Here is a 15,024-nt window from a genome sequence, read left to right on the forward strand (position 1 = left end):
TTCCTTTTTAATCATTTCCCACTGCCGATTCTTACGGTTAACAGTATACTTTATTAAAAGTAACACAACCTTAAACGTTGTGTCTGTACATTACCTATCAAACATTATTCTTAAATCATATAAACATATTTAAAATATTGTAAAAAGACATTCAATTTTAATTGCATAATATTTTCTAAAAATAATTCAAATACAAACATAAAAGATTGAACATCCCTATTTATCCTTCAAAGTGTATAATGTTTTCACAATCATCTTGGACTTACACTCTGCATGGCGCTTCAAATTTTACAAAAAAAACTTGATGAAAGTACATTCTGTCCATTATGTCAGGCATCAATGTTTTTTATTGAAGCTGAAGAGTTTGATCAAGAGCTTTATTTTCACCAATGTAGTCATTGTGAGCATCAAAACTATCAAAATAATGCTCGAAATTGTCATTGTCAACGCTGTATGACGCAACGTAAAAAATTAATGGCACAAACCAAATTACAAGAACAACGTAAACTTCAAAAAAAAACCGATGTAATTGAAAAAAGTTTAGATCAACTGAATTTTATGCATAAGCTATTTTTACTCAGTTTACTTGATGAACATGTTCGTGAAGGATCGAGCTATGCTGAGTTTATTGATCTCAATCAATTCAAATATCAAACAATTACGCCCAATGCTTATTTTCAAACTCAATTGCTCAATCAACTTATTAAAGACAATGTCCTTGTTGCAAAAGAATTGAGTGATGATTGTCAACAGTATTACATCAATATTCGTTTAGATGGTTATTCCGAACCGAGTCTATTTAGTATTACACAACAGTTAAGATATTGGTTCTACGAAAATTTATCATTAGGTGTTCCGTTTAAATCGGCGGAAGAAGTCAAAAATACTTTATATGCTGTTTTATATCAAGAAATTGTACAATTCATGCAATATTACTGCAAAACATGGGGCATTTTAATTGCAGGGAATACTCGGTTTCAAACTTTTTGCTACCGCTTAATGGATACGCTTGCACCTGGTCAAATTTTCTATATGATTCAAACAGCACTTGAGTATTTATATAAACAAAAAGCACTGCAAGCACGTAATGATAAATTTATTAATACCAATATTCTAAGAAAAACATTGGAACAATACCGTGACCGCTCTGTCAATGAAAAATGGGAAACACCAACTTTACCCCGCCCAATGACCATTCCACTCAGCAAAATGAGTCATATTCTATTGACTCATTTTCTAAAGTTTGATGAACATATTTTTTATCAACCCGTTTGGAAAATGTGGAAACGGATTGAACCACGACTAAATTTTTATTCTGTTAAACGCTGTATGTATTGTGGTTCTAATGAATTGAATATTGAATATGACGCTGAAAGTTATATCACAATGACCTGTCGTCATTGCAAACATCAAGATCATTATTTTACGCAATAACCTTAAAAAATTGAATAAAACCAAGATAAAATACTTACTCTTTTTTCAGTTTTATCTTTGACTTAGGATTCTGAACAACACATGACTGCCATCACTGAACAAACTTTACAACATCCAAGTACGACATGGATCATTCAAATGGTCATTGAAGCTTGGCAAAATTTACAAAAACAACAACCGCTTGTTCAGTGTATTACCAATAGTGTTGCGACGAATTATGCAGCGAATGTTTTACTTGCAGCAGGTGCATCACCTGCAATGATTGATAATCCTTTTGAAGCTGAAAGCTTTGCTAACATTACTTCGGCTCTCAGTATTAATTTAGGTACACCAACACCCGATCAAATGCAAGCCATGAAAATTTCAGCAGAAACCGTCTCTAAAAAGTCTATTCCGTGGGTGCTTGATCCTGTCGGCTACGGTGCAATTTTAAAATGGCGTAGCGATATGGCAGACACTTTAGTCAGCTTAAAACCAACGGTTATACGTGGAAATGCTTCTGAAATTTCAGCTTTGGCGGGTAATCAGGTTCAATCTAAAGGCGTAGATAGTACTGTTGCAAGTCATGAAGTTTATAAGCAAGCTCTCCCCTTACTTCAAAATTGTGAATGTGTCGCAATTTCAGGTGAGTCAGATTTTATTTTATCAAAAGAACTCAATGCCGTGATTCAAGTCAATGGTGGCAGTTTTCTTCAACCTAAAATTACGGCAACAGGTTGTGCTCTAGGTGCTCTCATTGCAGCATATTGCGCTGTTACAACACCAACAATTGCCACGATTTCAGCACATATTCATTTTGCGATTGCAGGGAAATTGGCTTTTGAAAAGAACCAAACTGTTGGTCGTTTTAATGTGGCATTTCTGGACGAAATTTATAGTCTAAATGTAGATAAAATTTCAAATTATGCCAATATTGAAGTTTTAAAATTTTAATCTAACCAACTTCAAAAAGGTCGTTCATTGAACGACCTTACACAACAATTATTTTTGAATTAAAACTTTACGATAAATATCTCTTGGCATTTCAGCAAATTCAACACATAACTGCATCTCCAAACCTACAGCAGTATAATCTTGAAATGACTGTAAATATTTAGATAAGCTATCCGTCATTAAGTTTTTCTGCGTTTCTGTACGACCGCTTAAACCTTGTAATCGTATAAAAATAAAGGCTTGTTGATCATCATCATTTTCTTCACCAAAACCGACCATATAGTCAGTAACAGCATGAATGCGGGTTTTAATATCTTTGGATTCAGCAACCAAACCTGTATCAAATAAAGCATGATTTAAACCAAGCATCAGCTTTTTTTTGTCTAAATTCTTGATATTACCAGAATAATCAATGAACATTTGTGGCATAGCTTTACCTACATTTTACACTTCAGAAAAATCAAAAAAGTTGCGCGATACAACGTAAAAACTATTCAATAACGCTTATTCAATAAATAAAAGCGCTAAACGTACTTGATCATATCCCATCTTCGGGCTCGTCATTTCAACAATGGGACGCAATTTAATATTACCATCTTCACTGAAATTTTGAGCATCTTGACGTTTGAGTAATTTTTTATAAATCTTACGCACTTGCTCAACAACTTCTTCACCTGGATTGGCAACGGAAATATCTAAACCTTGTTCTCGTTGCAATTTTGCCAAATGATTAATAATCGTTGCAGGTGTTAAGCTACGCTCTACCGCAATATCCTGAATTTCATAACCATTAACAAAAAGTTCACGTGTTTCATCAAGTGTGGCATTGGCATAATTGGCTTTAGCACCCGATTTAGCTATTTTTTTCTCATTGCGCTCAATTTCAGTGGTATTGAGTGTCCCACCACAGTGACGAATAAAGGCATGATGTTGTTGTGTTAAATCAATATCGGCATAATGAACTTCGGCCTCTGTCGATAATTCTTGAAAACGGCGATCCGCTTTAATTGCCAAACTATCCAACTCTAATGCCTGATCATTAAAACCCAATAAACGTAAGCCATTAATCGATTTTAATCGGGAAAGTGCAACATAGCCTTGCCCTTTTTCAAAGGTATGGCTGAGATTAATTTCCGCAGCCTCTAGTGTCATACCTTGAGATTTATGAATGGTAATTGCCCAAGCCAAACGCAGTGGCACTTGCTCTAAACTTGCAATGGTTTTACCAGCCTCGTTGTCGACAGACCATGTTTCAGGTTCAACGACAAGTACTGTGCCATCAGTCAGTTTAACTTTAGGCAACATGCCACCAATATTGCCATCTTCTTCAAAACCAATCACTTCACCCATGCTGCCATTGATATAGCCCATATCGAAGTTATTTTTAACAAACATCACTTTAGCATGCAGTTTCAAAGTCAATTCTTCAGGCGCACGTACAGAAGATTTTAAGGTTTCAATTAGTTTGTCATTGCCACCCGTCACTGCAACAAATTGGTGACCATCCCCTTTAATTTCATTTAAATGTTGATAATTAATATTATCGACATCCATATTATGAGTATATAAACGGGTAAAGGTCTCACCAATATCTTGCTGTTTGGTTTGTTGTAACGCACGAATATGTTCAGGACGAATTTCTTGGGCACGAATGGCATTTAAAATATCATTTAACGCTGAATCATCCTGACGATGTTGCTCAGTCAAATAGCACACACGAAATTTGGCTTCGACCCAAGCATTGGACATAAAACAGAATTTATCACGGTTTTTTTCATCATTACGTCCCACAGGCGGTAACTGAAAAAAATCACCTGCAGCAATGACTTGAATACCGCCAAATGCCTCATCACTTTCTTTAAAATATTTTAAAACTTGATTCACCAAATTCAATTGTTTGGCATGCAACATTGAAATTTCGTCAATAATTAACACTTGGGCATTTTCTAAATGCTCTTTTAAATATTTGCGCTCTTTCATGCGCTTTAAATCTTCTTCAGACAAGACATCTTTAATGCCAATGCCTGCCCATGTATGAATGGTCATGCCATTCATATGCGTGGCAGCAATTCCTGTCGATGCCGTAATAGCAACAGGAACTTTGCGTGCTTTCAAATAGTTAATGTACTGATTTAGCGTATAGGTTTTTCCTGCACCTGCGGAACCTGTCAAAAAGACACTCTCGCCTGCTTTCATGAGTTTCAGTGCAGTTTCTTGTTTCATAACAACCTATGGTGCCTATACGGAATTGAACGCCTATAGCCTAACGACTTTTAAGTGAAATGTTAAGGTGAATATTCAATAGCTGATGATTTACCTATCTCTATATAGACAGAAATCGCTTATTTAAACCGATCAAGGCTCAATGCTTCAGGATTATAACTTTCAAGGCGTAAATAGTCATTAAACTCATCGACAAAGGATTGTGCTGAAACAATAATAGTCGCATCAGGGATAAGATTATTTTGCAAACGCACTTGATCATAGACCAATCGACCATATTGATAATGACAACCGAGCGTCAAGTTCAAATGCGTTTCTTGTAAATGTTGCATATGAAAAGCCACATATTCATGATCGACAATACGTTCAGTATAACTAATCGCTAAACAATGCTTAAAATAGATCGACTCTTCAACTAAATCATCAATGCTATTTAACTCACTATAACGCCAACCATTAAAATACATAGTGGTCATTGGGCTAATCGGCTCCCATGATTCAACTTGTATACGCATACGTAGTTGATCATAGGTTTTCTGTCGTCTTAAATGCATATGCCATCGACATGCCTGAGTAAATAAGCCTTGCCATGTGACATTCTTACTCATTTCACGGCGTTGCTGAAAATGTTCTAGTAAATAGTCCGATACATCACTCGAAAATACACTGATGCTACCGACTAAAGGAACAGTTGGATGTCGAAATAATGCTCTAAAATCTTCTACTTTTAATTTGTGTTCTTTTAATAAATAAAAAAATTCAGGTCTTTGCTGACTTTCAGGATCAATATATGCAATTAAATCATGCGGAATTTGTGTGGTAATCTGCTGTAAAAAACGCATATATGCTTGCATGACCCGACTCAAGCGCACATAAACCTGCTTCAGCACCTGCGGTTTATCTATTGATTTATAAGATAAGAGTTTCAAATACTCTTCAATGTAGAGCATTGAGTGAGTAATGGGCACTTGTACTGGCGGAGCAATATAGGTTGTTTCTCCATCTTCATGCTTCACCATAACACTCACTGAATTATTGGCAGGATTAAACCAATCATGACGGATCGCATAATCATGGCATTCACGTAAAAATAAACGTGCTGCAATCCCTTTAAAATAGCGTAAAGTTAACAACATGACTTGAGGATGAATAGATGAACAATCCACCAAACTAAGTGCAGTCATACCAATACGTACGCTTGGATGATTAATCTGTTGACTTAGCCAATCATTCACCAATGCATCTTGTTTGAACAATAAATTGACTGTTCGTGAATAATTAAACACAGGGAAATGTCGCATCAATAAATCATCCCAATATTGAGATTGATCAAGTAAAAAAGATTTTCTTGCAAATAAATCTTGCTGTTGCCAATAGCCACGATGCATTAATCGGGCAAAACCAAGTAAATTTGGATGCTCAGTCGCATGCGGAATTAAAATTTTCAATTCATTTTGCTGTTCAAGTAAGCTTGTCAAATGGAACTGTTCACTAAATGTCGTTTCCATAATCCGATACAATGCATGAGGCATAAAACGGTTTGCGGCATAGCACATTCGATCATAGTGTTGTACTAAAGCATTGACCTGAATGAAAAATTCGCCCTGTATTGAATTAACTAAACAAAGGTGTTTTAGATTCAACTCAACTTCAAGCGGAATCTGAAGCCCTGAACGTGCAAAACGAGTCAAATGCGGCTCATGATAGTAGTTTTCATCCATCAGCAGTTCATCAATAGCAGTTGCATCTTGCTCAGAAATATTATAAATAAACTGCTCAATTCGATCTTCACCATGTATCCACTCAAAAACTTGCTCGATTAAAGTCTGACGTAAAACTTGTACTCGAGAACGCACCGTTGTTGGATGTTGTGTCGCTTGATTACCTGTAAAAAAAGGCATTTCAATCAATAAAAATTGTGTCAATTTATCGTAATTATGTTCAGGATAAGCATATTCAATGCGTAATAAGACATCTTCAGTCGAAAAATACAATTTCAACAAGCCATTTGCAAACGATAAAGTATGTAAATTGGTATCTATTTCCAGCATATTTTGTGCAGTGACATGTTCGAGATAACACCATTGATCAAGATAAATCTGATTCAGCACATCAGACACTTGCAACAATGCACGTGCTGTTTTCTGATGTGGATGATAGATGTTTTCATAAATGCTGGATTGCATGCATGTTCCTGCTCAAAGTATCAATCGTTCTCAAATAATCTGCTGTAAGATAGTATGTATAAAAAATTAAATTATAAATTTAAATTTTATAAATCCAACCAACATACTTACAGTCAGCACAGTATACGGTGCTGACTCGAAAACTGCTGATCATTTATATTTCAAATCGTGAAAAAGCTCAAAATCAATATAAAAATATTGGTAGGTATTAAGTAGGTGCATATTTACCGTCTAAATCCTGATACTCGGTTTAAGGGTGAAAATCACCCGTTGGACGAAATAACAATGGTAGAAGGAATCGCACCATGGCTTTTAAAAATATTGCAGATCAAACAAACGGCTTTTACATCCCATGTGTTTCACTTTTTGGTCCAGGTTGTGCCAAAGAAGTTGGTGCTAAAGCACAAAATTTAGGTGCGAAAAAAGCACTGATTGTTACCGATGCAGGTTTATATAAATTTGGCGTAGCCGATTTAATCGCGGGTTATCTCACAGAAGCAGGTGTGGCGAGTCATATTTTCGCAGGTGCAGAACCAAACCCAACAGACATTAACGTGCATAATGGCGTGACCGCATATAACGATAATGGTTGTGATTTCATCGTTTCACTTGGTGGTGGTTCATCCCACGACTGTGCAAAAGGCATTGGACTTGTTACTGCTGGTGGTGGTCATATTCGTGACTATGAAGGGATTGATCAAAGTAAAGTTCCTATGACTCCACTTGTGGCAATCAATACCACCGCAGGTACAGCTTCGGAAATGACTCGTTTTTGTATCATTACCAATACAGATACGCATGTCAAAATGGCGATTGTCGACTGGCGCTGTACACCACTTGTTGCAATTGATGACCCTAAACTCATGATTGCAAAACCTGCTGCACTTACGGCTGCGACAGGTATGGATGCATTAACACATGCAGTTGAAGCGTATGTATCGACTGCGGCAAATCCAATTACCGATGCGTGTGCTGAGAAAGCTATTACCATGATCAGCGAATGGCTCAGCCCTGCTGTTGCTAATGGTGAAAACTTAGAAGCACGTGATGCGATGGCTTATGCACAGTATTTGGCAGGTATGGCATTTAATAATGCATCATTGGGTTATGTTCATGCGATGGCACACCAGTTAGGCGGTTTTTATAACCTACCTCACGGTGTTTGTAATGCCATTTTGCTCCCGCATGTTTGCGAATTTAACCTTATTGCTTGCCCTGACCGCTATGCCAAAATTGCACAGCTCATGGGTGTAAATACGCATGGTTTAACTGTTACTGAAGCTGCTTTTGCTGCAATTGATGCTATTCGTGAATTATCAGCATCAATTGGTATTCCAGCAGGGTTAGCTGAACTTGGTGTAAAAGCAGAAGATCATGCAGTGATGACTTCTAATGCACAAAAAGATGCGTGTATGTTGACTAACCCACGTAAAGCCACTGATGCTCAAGTGATTGCCATTTTTGAAGCAGCAATGTAATTCAATGACACTCTGCTAAAAAAATTTAAATAATATTTAAATAATAAAAAAAAGGAATAGTTTCTAACTATTCCTTTTTTAATCACTCAAGCTTAAACCTCATCAAACAAGACGGTTTCAGATCGTACTTATTTTACTAATGCCACAAAGCTTTCATCACTATATCCAGTAGCATCCGTCATGTCATTTTCATTAAATGTCATAACGGTAGTCGTTACATTTTCATCTACATGTTGATGAGCAGTTTTTTGATGTTGAGTCGCAAGTAAATACTGTTGTTGAGCAGATGCCATATTGGCTTGTAAAGTTTTTTTACGATCTGCAATATCTGGGTGGCTCGATAAAAAATCAGAACGTTTTGATGTTTCGATATTACGCTTTTTTATACATGCTTCTGTTTTATCCCAAAAGCTAATCGTTGCTTGAGGTTTATAACCTGCACGTGCCATCAAATCTAGACCGATTAAATCGGCTTCAGTTTCCATAATACGACTTGTCGGTACGCTAGATGCAAGTTGTCCACCATAAACCGTCAAGAATGCAGGAATTTGATTAAACCTGTCGCAGCAAATAATAATGCTGAATTTGATGCATATTTAATTGATTTACGCTCACGTGCATGCTCACGTAAAACATGACTCATTTCATGTGAAATTAAAAATGCCAATTCGTCATCTGTTAAGTCATTCCAAGCAATTGCTGAGTTCAATACAATTTTACCATTTGGCAATGACATTGCATTGATGGTTGAACTTGAATTTAAACGCACTTCCCAATCAATTTTACGATCAGGTAACTGATAGGTTTTAGTTGCTACAACCAAACGATCCAAAATTGAGTATCGTGAAACGGATACTTATTTACGTTCAAAATCCACACCAGTATTAAAAATTATTCAGATTTGACAAAGATTAAAACTCAATCAACATTAAGATTTACATAACCAAAAAACAAAGGATATTAAATCAAGGTACAAAAAATAAGAAACGCCCTTACTAGTTAACATTAATAATTTATAATACTAAACCAGCATTATTTAAATTCTAAATGATTATTTTAAATATGATTGGTTAATCCGACCGTATAATATTACAGAAAGCACCTCATATAAAATTAATAAAAAAAGTCATATATAAAATCAACAAATATGACTAAATTAAATCAATCAAATAATATTTAAATTAAAATAATTTATTATTAAGTCCAATATATCAATGCTTAAATTTTTATGACGCTTATCACGTTCCTAGTCACTTATTTTTTAAATTATTTGTTTTCAACACCCTAAAAATTCAGTTCACGTGAAAACGATTGTTTTAAATTTTAAGTATAATTATGATCTATCCACTCACCCACAATTTTAAGAACAGCTTATGAAAACAATTCTGATTACAGGTGCAAATACAGGCATTGGACTCGCAACAGCCGAGACTTTTGTAAAAGATGGGCATCACGTTATCTTGGCTTGTCGAAATCCAGACAAAGCGAGTCAAGCAAAAAAACAATTGGATGCAATTGGTACGGGAAAAGTTGACACTGTTACACTCGACTTAAATGACTTAGCTCAGATAGCACAAACAGCAGATACATTAATCAATCAATTCGAAAAAATTGATGTCCTTGTCAACAATGCAGGTATGATGACCCCACAGCTTGAAAGCACAGCAGATGGTTTCGAAAAACAGATTGGTGTGAACTATATCGGTCCCTTTCTATTAACCATGAAGCTTCTGCCTTTAATTAAAAAAGCAGAACAAGGGCGAATTATTCATCTTGCGTCTATGATGCATTTACTTGGGCAGATTGATGTCGGTCAATTCAAGGCTGATCAGGTCAAAAAATACAATGGCGTACGAAGCTATGCCAATAGTAAACTTGCCAACTTACTATTTAGCAATACCCTCGCACAACAATTACAAGGTAGTTCAGTGACCAGCAATGCACTACACCCAGGCGGTGTGGATTCTGAAATTTATCGAGAATTACCAAAATACCAATACAATGCTTTGAAATTATTTTTAATTCCGACATCGAAACCTGCCGAGCTGATTAAAAAAATGGCATTTTCTACAGAATGGTCTCAGCGCAATGGCGGTTATGCAAGTCTACAAACACCTGCTTTGAAATCTCGTAAAGCCAAAGATCGTGAACTTGGGCAATACCTATTTGATCAAACACTACAATTGGTGCATCAATATTTATAAAAAGCACTCTAAAACATTAAAAGCCTGTATTTACTCTTCGATGCAGGCTTTTTTTATTTATAATCTACCAACAATCGATATCGAATAAATGCTATCACTCTAGAAAATAGTCCTTGAACTTTATAATAATCAGGTTAAAGTCAAAGAGATAGATTACAAAGACAGCATCTCTCTCGCACGATAAGCTGTTATAAGCGCATGAATGCCTTATTCTCAAATGAATCATCCACACAACCATTGTAATAATGATGAGTATAAAAAATGCACAACAAAACCTATCAAAGCGATATTCTTGGCGCAGGCTATGAGCAACTTACCCTACATTACCCTGACGATTTTGAAGGTAAAGTTGTTGCAACCTTAGTCCGTAAAAAAGCAGAAAAAAGTACGCAAAAAGCTGTACTTTATATTCATGGTTTTCTCGATTATTTTTTTCAAACCGAAATGGCTGAAAAATTCAATCAACAGGGTTACGACTTTTACGCACTCGATTTACGTAAATATGGGCGCTCACATTTACCTCATCAAAAATTTTATAATCTTCGCAATATTCAAGAATATTATGCCGAAATGACCGAGGCATTAGAGATTATTGGTAATGAAGGTCACGATCATGTCTTACTTGCAGGACATTCTACAGGAGGCTTAACCTCAACACTGTATGTAGCACATCATCCAAATCATCCTTTAATTAAAGCTTTATGGTGTAACAGCCCTTTTTATGACTTCAATATGCCATTATGGAAGAAAAAATTGGCATTACCTCGTTTAAGTGCTTTAGGTAAAAGATTTCCAAACTTACGCTTTCCAAGTGAACTCAGTAAATATTATGGCATCAGCATACATAAAGATTTCAAAGGTGAATGGGATTTCAATTTAGAATGGAAAAAGCCCAACTATCCATTGGTCTATATCAGTTTTGTACATGCCATTTTTGAAGCGCAAAAAGAAATTCATCAAGGCGTAAAAGTATCTGTACCAACATTAGTGATGCGCTCACACCAAACCAAGAACCCGAAAAAGTTCAATATTGATGCACAAACTTCAGATGTAATTTTAGACGTCAAAGATATTTTGATATATGCAAATAAGATACAAGGTCCCGTTACCGTTATTACAATACAAAATGGTTTGCATGACTTAGTACTTTCTTCCCCACCTGTACGTGCAGAAGTGTACAAGAAATTATTTCATTGGTTAGAAACCAATACATGATTTTACTTATACGCTTTTGATGAAATCTACGCATTCTTATAAATAGTCATTCATGATCAATCTTAATAAGTACCCTTTTTTCTAAACTGACTTGCACTCAAAGCAGTTTAGAAAAAGTAAGGATGACATCTTAACGCTCATCTTTATATTTTAATAAAAGCTTATGTGCAGGATGTCCGACAGGTGTAAGCTCAATTAAACGCTCAACAGCATCAATCGCTTCCGGCGAATGCGCTAAATGTTTCAGTAAGTGATCAGGCTCACTGGCTTTAAAAATTGCGTCACTGAGTCTAGATTCTAAGCAATCTCGCCAAGCCGTTAAAAATGGGCTTTCTGTTTTCGACAAAAATACGCCCTGACATAACTTCATTGCAGATTCGGTATAGCCTGAATCGAGTGCATTTTCCATTTGTAAAAAGTCTGCTTCTACATGAGCCAATAAGCGATAAGGTCGTGAACCCAATAAGCCACCTAAAATTTCACGCAATTGTGACATTTCAGCTTTGAGTGTCCCCATACTGACTTTACGCTCACCATATAAAGCCTGATGCAAACTTTCTAAATTCATGCCTTGCGGGCAAAGTGCCAAAATTGTCAAAATTTCAATTTGTCGTGGTGTCATAACAATAATTTTGCCATTAAACATCACTTGCGGCACTGAAAAAGCACGTATAAACAATTGTTGTTGCTGATCACCCTGCAATGCCGATTGAATAATCGCAGCACAACGCTCTGCGGCAAGCACGCCTAAACTATTGTGATGATCCCACGTGGTGGATAAATCAATCACGCCCAAAACCTGCTTGGAGAATGGGTCGATAATGGGTGCAGCATAACAGACCCAATCATGGATTGAACTCATATAATGTTCATTTGAAAATACACAACTCGATTGTTGCGTTTTTAGCGATAATGCAAGTGCATTAGTTCCCACCAACTCTTCACGCCATTGTCCGCCTTCAACAAAATGAACTTTTTCTGCAGCACGACGCATTTGCCCACTCGCTGCTGTCCATACAATCGTACTGCCCACATCACCCACCGCAGCGACCATTGATGATTGCTCTGCAATGTGTTGAAGTTCATCACCACACAATTCAAGTGCTCTTTCCAGTAAGCTTTTCCTGTCTTGTTTCAAATGAATCAGTGGTGCAGCATCACGATCTTTAGGGATCGCTGCTGAATGCGAACGTTGCCAAGAACTGGCAATACTTTGCCCAAGTTGATCGGCATGCTTTAATGATAAACTACTACGTTGACGTAGTAGTTCAATCTGATCCCGTTTCTGTAATAACGATTGTTGACTCAACATTTGCTACATTCCTATGTATTCTGCTGATGTTTATCCACCGTCTTTTTTCTTTTTGTCACATGTGGCACTGTTCTATATGGCATGATTCATCGCTTTCAGTTTAACACTAACACATTCTCCTTATACTCAGTCAACAGACCTAAGACCAAAGCGTTAGTATTTGTATCTGCTTCAAATCTATTTGTATATAGTGATTATTTACAGCCCATTCAATATAGAAAAATGCCTATTATATACCTCAATAAAAAAACACTAACAAAAATTAGAATATAGACCATTTCAGTCTGCTTTTTCAGCCAACCTTTCTCCTACCTTCGGCTTTATATGCTCAATGCACAACGACAATAGTTCACCACTGTGTCGCATCACCAAACAGTTAAAATAAGTAAAGGGAAATTCTTATGCGCTACATCGATCCTAACCAACCCGAATCAAAAGTTCAGTTTAAAGCTCAATATGAAAACTTTATTGATGGAAAATGGGTTGCACCAATTAAAGGTGAATATTTTGATAATATTTCTCCTGTAGATGGTAAAGCTTTTACGAAAGTTCCACGCTCTTCTGCTGAAGATATTGAACTTGCTCTTGATGCAGCACACAAAGCCAAAGCAGCTTGGGGTAAATCATCTCCAACGACTCGATCAAATATATTGCTTAAAATTGCAGATCGTTTAGAAGCAAATTTAGAGCTTCTTGCCGTTGCTGAAACTTGGGAAAATGGCAAACCTATTCGTGAAACCTTAGCAGCAGATATTCCGCTATGTATTGATCACTTCCGTTATTTTGCTGGCTGTTTACGTGCACAAGAAGGAAGTATTTCTGAAATTGATGAAGATACTATTGCCTATCATTTCCATGAGCCTTTAGGTGTTGTGGGACAAATCATTCCATGGAACTTCCCTATTTTAATGGCGGCATGGAAACTTGCTCCTGCACTTGCTGCAGGTAACTGTATTGTTTTAAAACCTGCTGAACAAACGCCTTCAAGCATTTTAGTCTTAGCTGAACTCATTCAAGATATTTTACCGCCCGGTGTACTCAATATTGTCAATGGCTACGGTGTTGAAGTCGGTCGTCCTCTTGCAACCAATCCACGTATTGCCAAAATTGCATTTACGGGTTCTACGGCTGTTGGTCAAAAGATCATGCAATATGCAACTGAAAACATCATTCCTGTGACACTTGAGCTAGGTGGCAAATCTCCTAATATTTTCTTTGAAGATGTTATGGATCAAGATGATGACTATTTAGATAAAGCCCTTGAAGGTTTTGCTATGTTTGCACTCAATCAAGGTGAAGTCTGCACGTGCCCATCTCGTGCTTTAGTACAAGAAAGTATTGCTGATAAATTCCTTGAAATGGCTGTAGCTCGTGTAAAACGCATCAAGACTGGTCATCCACTAGATACCGATACCATGATTGGTGCTCAAGCTTCATTAGAACAGCAAAATAAAATTTTAGGTTGTATTGCTACAGGTCGTGAAGAAGGTGCTCAAATCTTAACAGGTGGTCATGATCGTCAAGAAGTTGGCAACGGTTTTTATATTGAACCAACTATTTTCCAAGGAAATAACAGCATGAAAATTTTCCAAGAGGAGATTTTCGGCCCTGTATTGGCAGTCACTACATTTAAAGATTATGACGATGCAATCAAAATTGCCAATGACACAATGTATGGCTTAGGTGCAGGTGTATGGTCACGTTCAGCACATACTTCATACCGTGCAGGTCGTGCGATTGAAGCTGGTCGTGTATGGACAAACTGTTATCATATTTATCCTGCACATGCAGCATTTGGTGGTTATAAAAAATCAGGAATTGGTCGTGAAAATCACAGAATGATGCTTGATCACTATCAACAAACTAAAAATTTATTGGTCAGCTATTCAACAAAGGCTATGGGCTTCTTCTAATCTAACTTTCCCAAGTGTAAAAAGCCAAAAGCGGACTCCTGTCCGCTTTTGATGTGTGCTGAAAAAACAGGAGGTTTTAACTTGGTAAACTAAACACACTCATCAGGAGTTTACCATGAGCAAGAA

At 36.6% G+C, this 15,024-nt stretch carries 12 protein-coding genes; 6 read left to right on the plus strand and 6 right to left on the minus strand.

The window, feature by feature from the left end; genetic code table 11:
* Positions 1-273: 273 nt before the first annotated feature.
* Both ACK2M2_RS12715 and thiM read left to right on the plus strand, forming a co-directional pair.
* Positions 274-1,434: a hypothetical protein gene (locus tag ACK2M2_RS12715; RefSeq protein WP_419349021.1), complete on the plus strand. Its 1,161-nt coding sequence runs from the start codon at positions 274-276 to the stop codon at positions 1,432-1,434.
* 81 nt (positions 1,435-1,515) lie between these two features.
* On the plus strand, positions 1,516-2,367 hold the full coding sequence (thiM, locus tag ACK2M2_RS12720; RefSeq protein WP_419349024.1) for a hydroxyethylthiazole kinase: 852 nt from the start codon (positions 1,516-1,518) through the stop codon (positions 2,365-2,367).
* A 48-nt stretch (positions 2,368-2,415) separates the two neighbouring features.
* Here thiM and ACK2M2_RS12725 read toward each other — a convergent pair whose 3' ends face one another.
* From ACK2M2_RS12725 to ACK2M2_RS12735, 3 genes are all read right to left on the minus strand, one after another.
* Complete coding sequence (locus tag ACK2M2_RS12725; RefSeq protein WP_419349027.1) at positions 2,416-2,796, minus strand: 5-carboxymethyl-2-hydroxymuconate Delta-isomerase; 381 nt, start codon at positions 2,794-2,796, stop codon at positions 2,416-2,418.
* Between the two features lie 75 nt (positions 2,797-2,871).
* Positions 2,872-4,590 (minus strand): AAA family ATPase, encoded by a 1,719-nt coding sequence (locus ACK2M2_RS12730; protein WP_409510194.1) that lies wholly within the window; start codon positions 4,588-4,590, stop codon positions 2,872-2,874.
* Positions 4,591-4,709: 119 nt separating this feature from the next.
* A complete protein-coding gene (locus ACK2M2_RS12735; RefSeq protein WP_419349030.1) occupies positions 4,710-6,776 on the minus strand; it encodes a hypothetical protein in 2,067 nt (688 codons plus the stop codon).
* Positions 6,777-7,081: 305 nt separating this feature from the next.
* Here ACK2M2_RS12735 and mdh point away from each other — a divergent pair, with 305 nt between their 5' ends.
* The gene (gene mdh, locus ACK2M2_RS12740) at positions 7,082-8,254 is read left to right on the plus strand and encodes an iron-dependent methanol dehydrogenase (RefSeq protein ID WP_409510196.1); all 1,173 of its coding nucleotides are present in this window, start codon (positions 7,082-7,084) and stop codon (positions 8,252-8,254) included.
* 128 nt (positions 8,255-8,382) lie between these two features.
* Here the strand turns inward: mdh and ACK2M2_RS12745 are convergent, their stop codons facing one another.
* Together ACK2M2_RS12745 and ACK2M2_RS12750 are read right to left on the minus strand one after the other, a co-directional pair.
* A complete protein-coding gene (locus tag ACK2M2_RS12745; protein WP_419349033.1) occupies positions 8,383-8,790 on the minus strand; it encodes a M48 family metalloprotease in 408 nt (135 codons plus the stop codon).
* Positions 8,787-9,086, minus strand: coding sequence for a M48 family metalloprotease (locus ACK2M2_RS12750; protein ID WP_419349035.1), 300 nt, complete (start codon positions 9,084-9,086; stop codon positions 8,787-8,789). The genes ACK2M2_RS12745 and ACK2M2_RS12750 overlap by 4 nt, the downstream gene beginning before the upstream one ends.
* Positions 9,087-9,627: 541 nt before the next feature.
* Here ACK2M2_RS12750 and ACK2M2_RS12755 point away from each other — a divergent pair.
* Entirely contained in the window at positions 9,628-10,458 is an 831-nt protein-coding gene (locus ACK2M2_RS12755; protein WP_419349037.1) for an SDR family NAD(P)-dependent oxidoreductase, read from the plus strand.
* A gap of 261 nt (positions 10,459-10,719) precedes the next feature.
* The gene (locus ACK2M2_RS12760; RefSeq protein WP_419349040.1) at positions 10,720-11,673 is read left to right on the plus strand and encodes an alpha/beta hydrolase; all 954 of its coding nucleotides are present in this window, start codon (positions 10,720-10,722) and stop codon (positions 11,671-11,673) included.
* 130 nt (positions 11,674-11,803) lie between these two features.
* On the opposite strand, the gene ACK2M2_RS12765 is transcribed toward ACK2M2_RS12760, so the two are convergent.
* Entirely contained in the window at positions 11,804-12,985 is a 1,182-nt protein-coding gene (locus ACK2M2_RS12765; protein ID WP_409510200.1) for a transcriptional regulator, read from the minus strand.
* A gap of 401 nt (positions 12,986-13,386) precedes the next feature.
* Here ACK2M2_RS12765 and ACK2M2_RS12770 point away from each other — a divergent pair, with 401 nt between their 5' ends.
* Positions 13,387-14,898, plus strand: a complete 1,512-nt coding sequence (locus ACK2M2_RS12770) for an aldehyde dehydrogenase family protein (RefSeq protein WP_419349042.1) — start codon at positions 13,387-13,389, stop codon at positions 14,896-14,898.
* The last annotated feature ends 126 nt before the right edge of the window (positions 14,899-15,024 follow it).

Origin of the sequence: Acinetobacter sp. TY1 (assembly GCF_048551395.1) — a bacterium.
Taxonomy (GTDB): Bacteria; Pseudomonadota; Gammaproteobacteria; order Pseudomonadales; family Moraxellaceae; genus Acinetobacter.

Bases quoted from the DNA above. Each gene is read 5' to 3' on its own strand.
- ACK2M2_RS12715 (WP_419349021.1), top strand. From the start codon at position 274: ATGGCGCTTCAAATTTTACAAAAAAAACTTGATGAAAGTACATTCTGT.
- thiM (WP_419349024.1), top strand. From the start codon at position 1,516: ATGACTGCCATCACTGAACAAACTTTACAACATCCAAGTACGACATGG.
- ACK2M2_RS12725 (WP_419349027.1), bottom strand. From the start codon at position 2,796: ATGCCACAAATGTTCATTGATTATTCTGGTAATATCAAGAATTTAGAC.
- ACK2M2_RS12730 (WP_409510194.1), bottom strand. From the start codon at position 4,590: ATGAAACAAGAAACTGCACTGAAACTCATGAAAGCAGGCGAGAGTGTC.
- ACK2M2_RS12735 (WP_419349030.1), bottom strand. From the start codon at position 6,776: ATGCAATCCAGCATTTATGAAAACATCTATCATCCACATCAGAAAACA.
- mdh (WP_409510196.1), top strand. From the start codon at position 7,082: ATGGCTTTTAAAAATATTGCAGATCAAACAAACGGCTTTTACATCCCA.
- ACK2M2_RS12755 (WP_419349037.1), top strand. From the start codon at position 9,628: ATGAAAACAATTCTGATTACAGGTGCAAATACAGGCATTGGACTCGCA.
- ACK2M2_RS12760 (WP_419349040.1), top strand. From the start codon at position 10,720: ATGCACAACAAAACCTATCAAAGCGATATTCTTGGCGCAGGCTATGAG.
- ACK2M2_RS12765 (WP_409510200.1), bottom strand. From the start codon at position 12,985: ATGTTGAGTCAACAATCGTTATTACAGAAACGGGATCAGATTGAACTA.
- ACK2M2_RS12770 (WP_419349042.1), top strand. From the start codon at position 13,387: ATGCGCTACATCGATCCTAACCAACCCGAATCAAAAGTTCAGTTTAAA.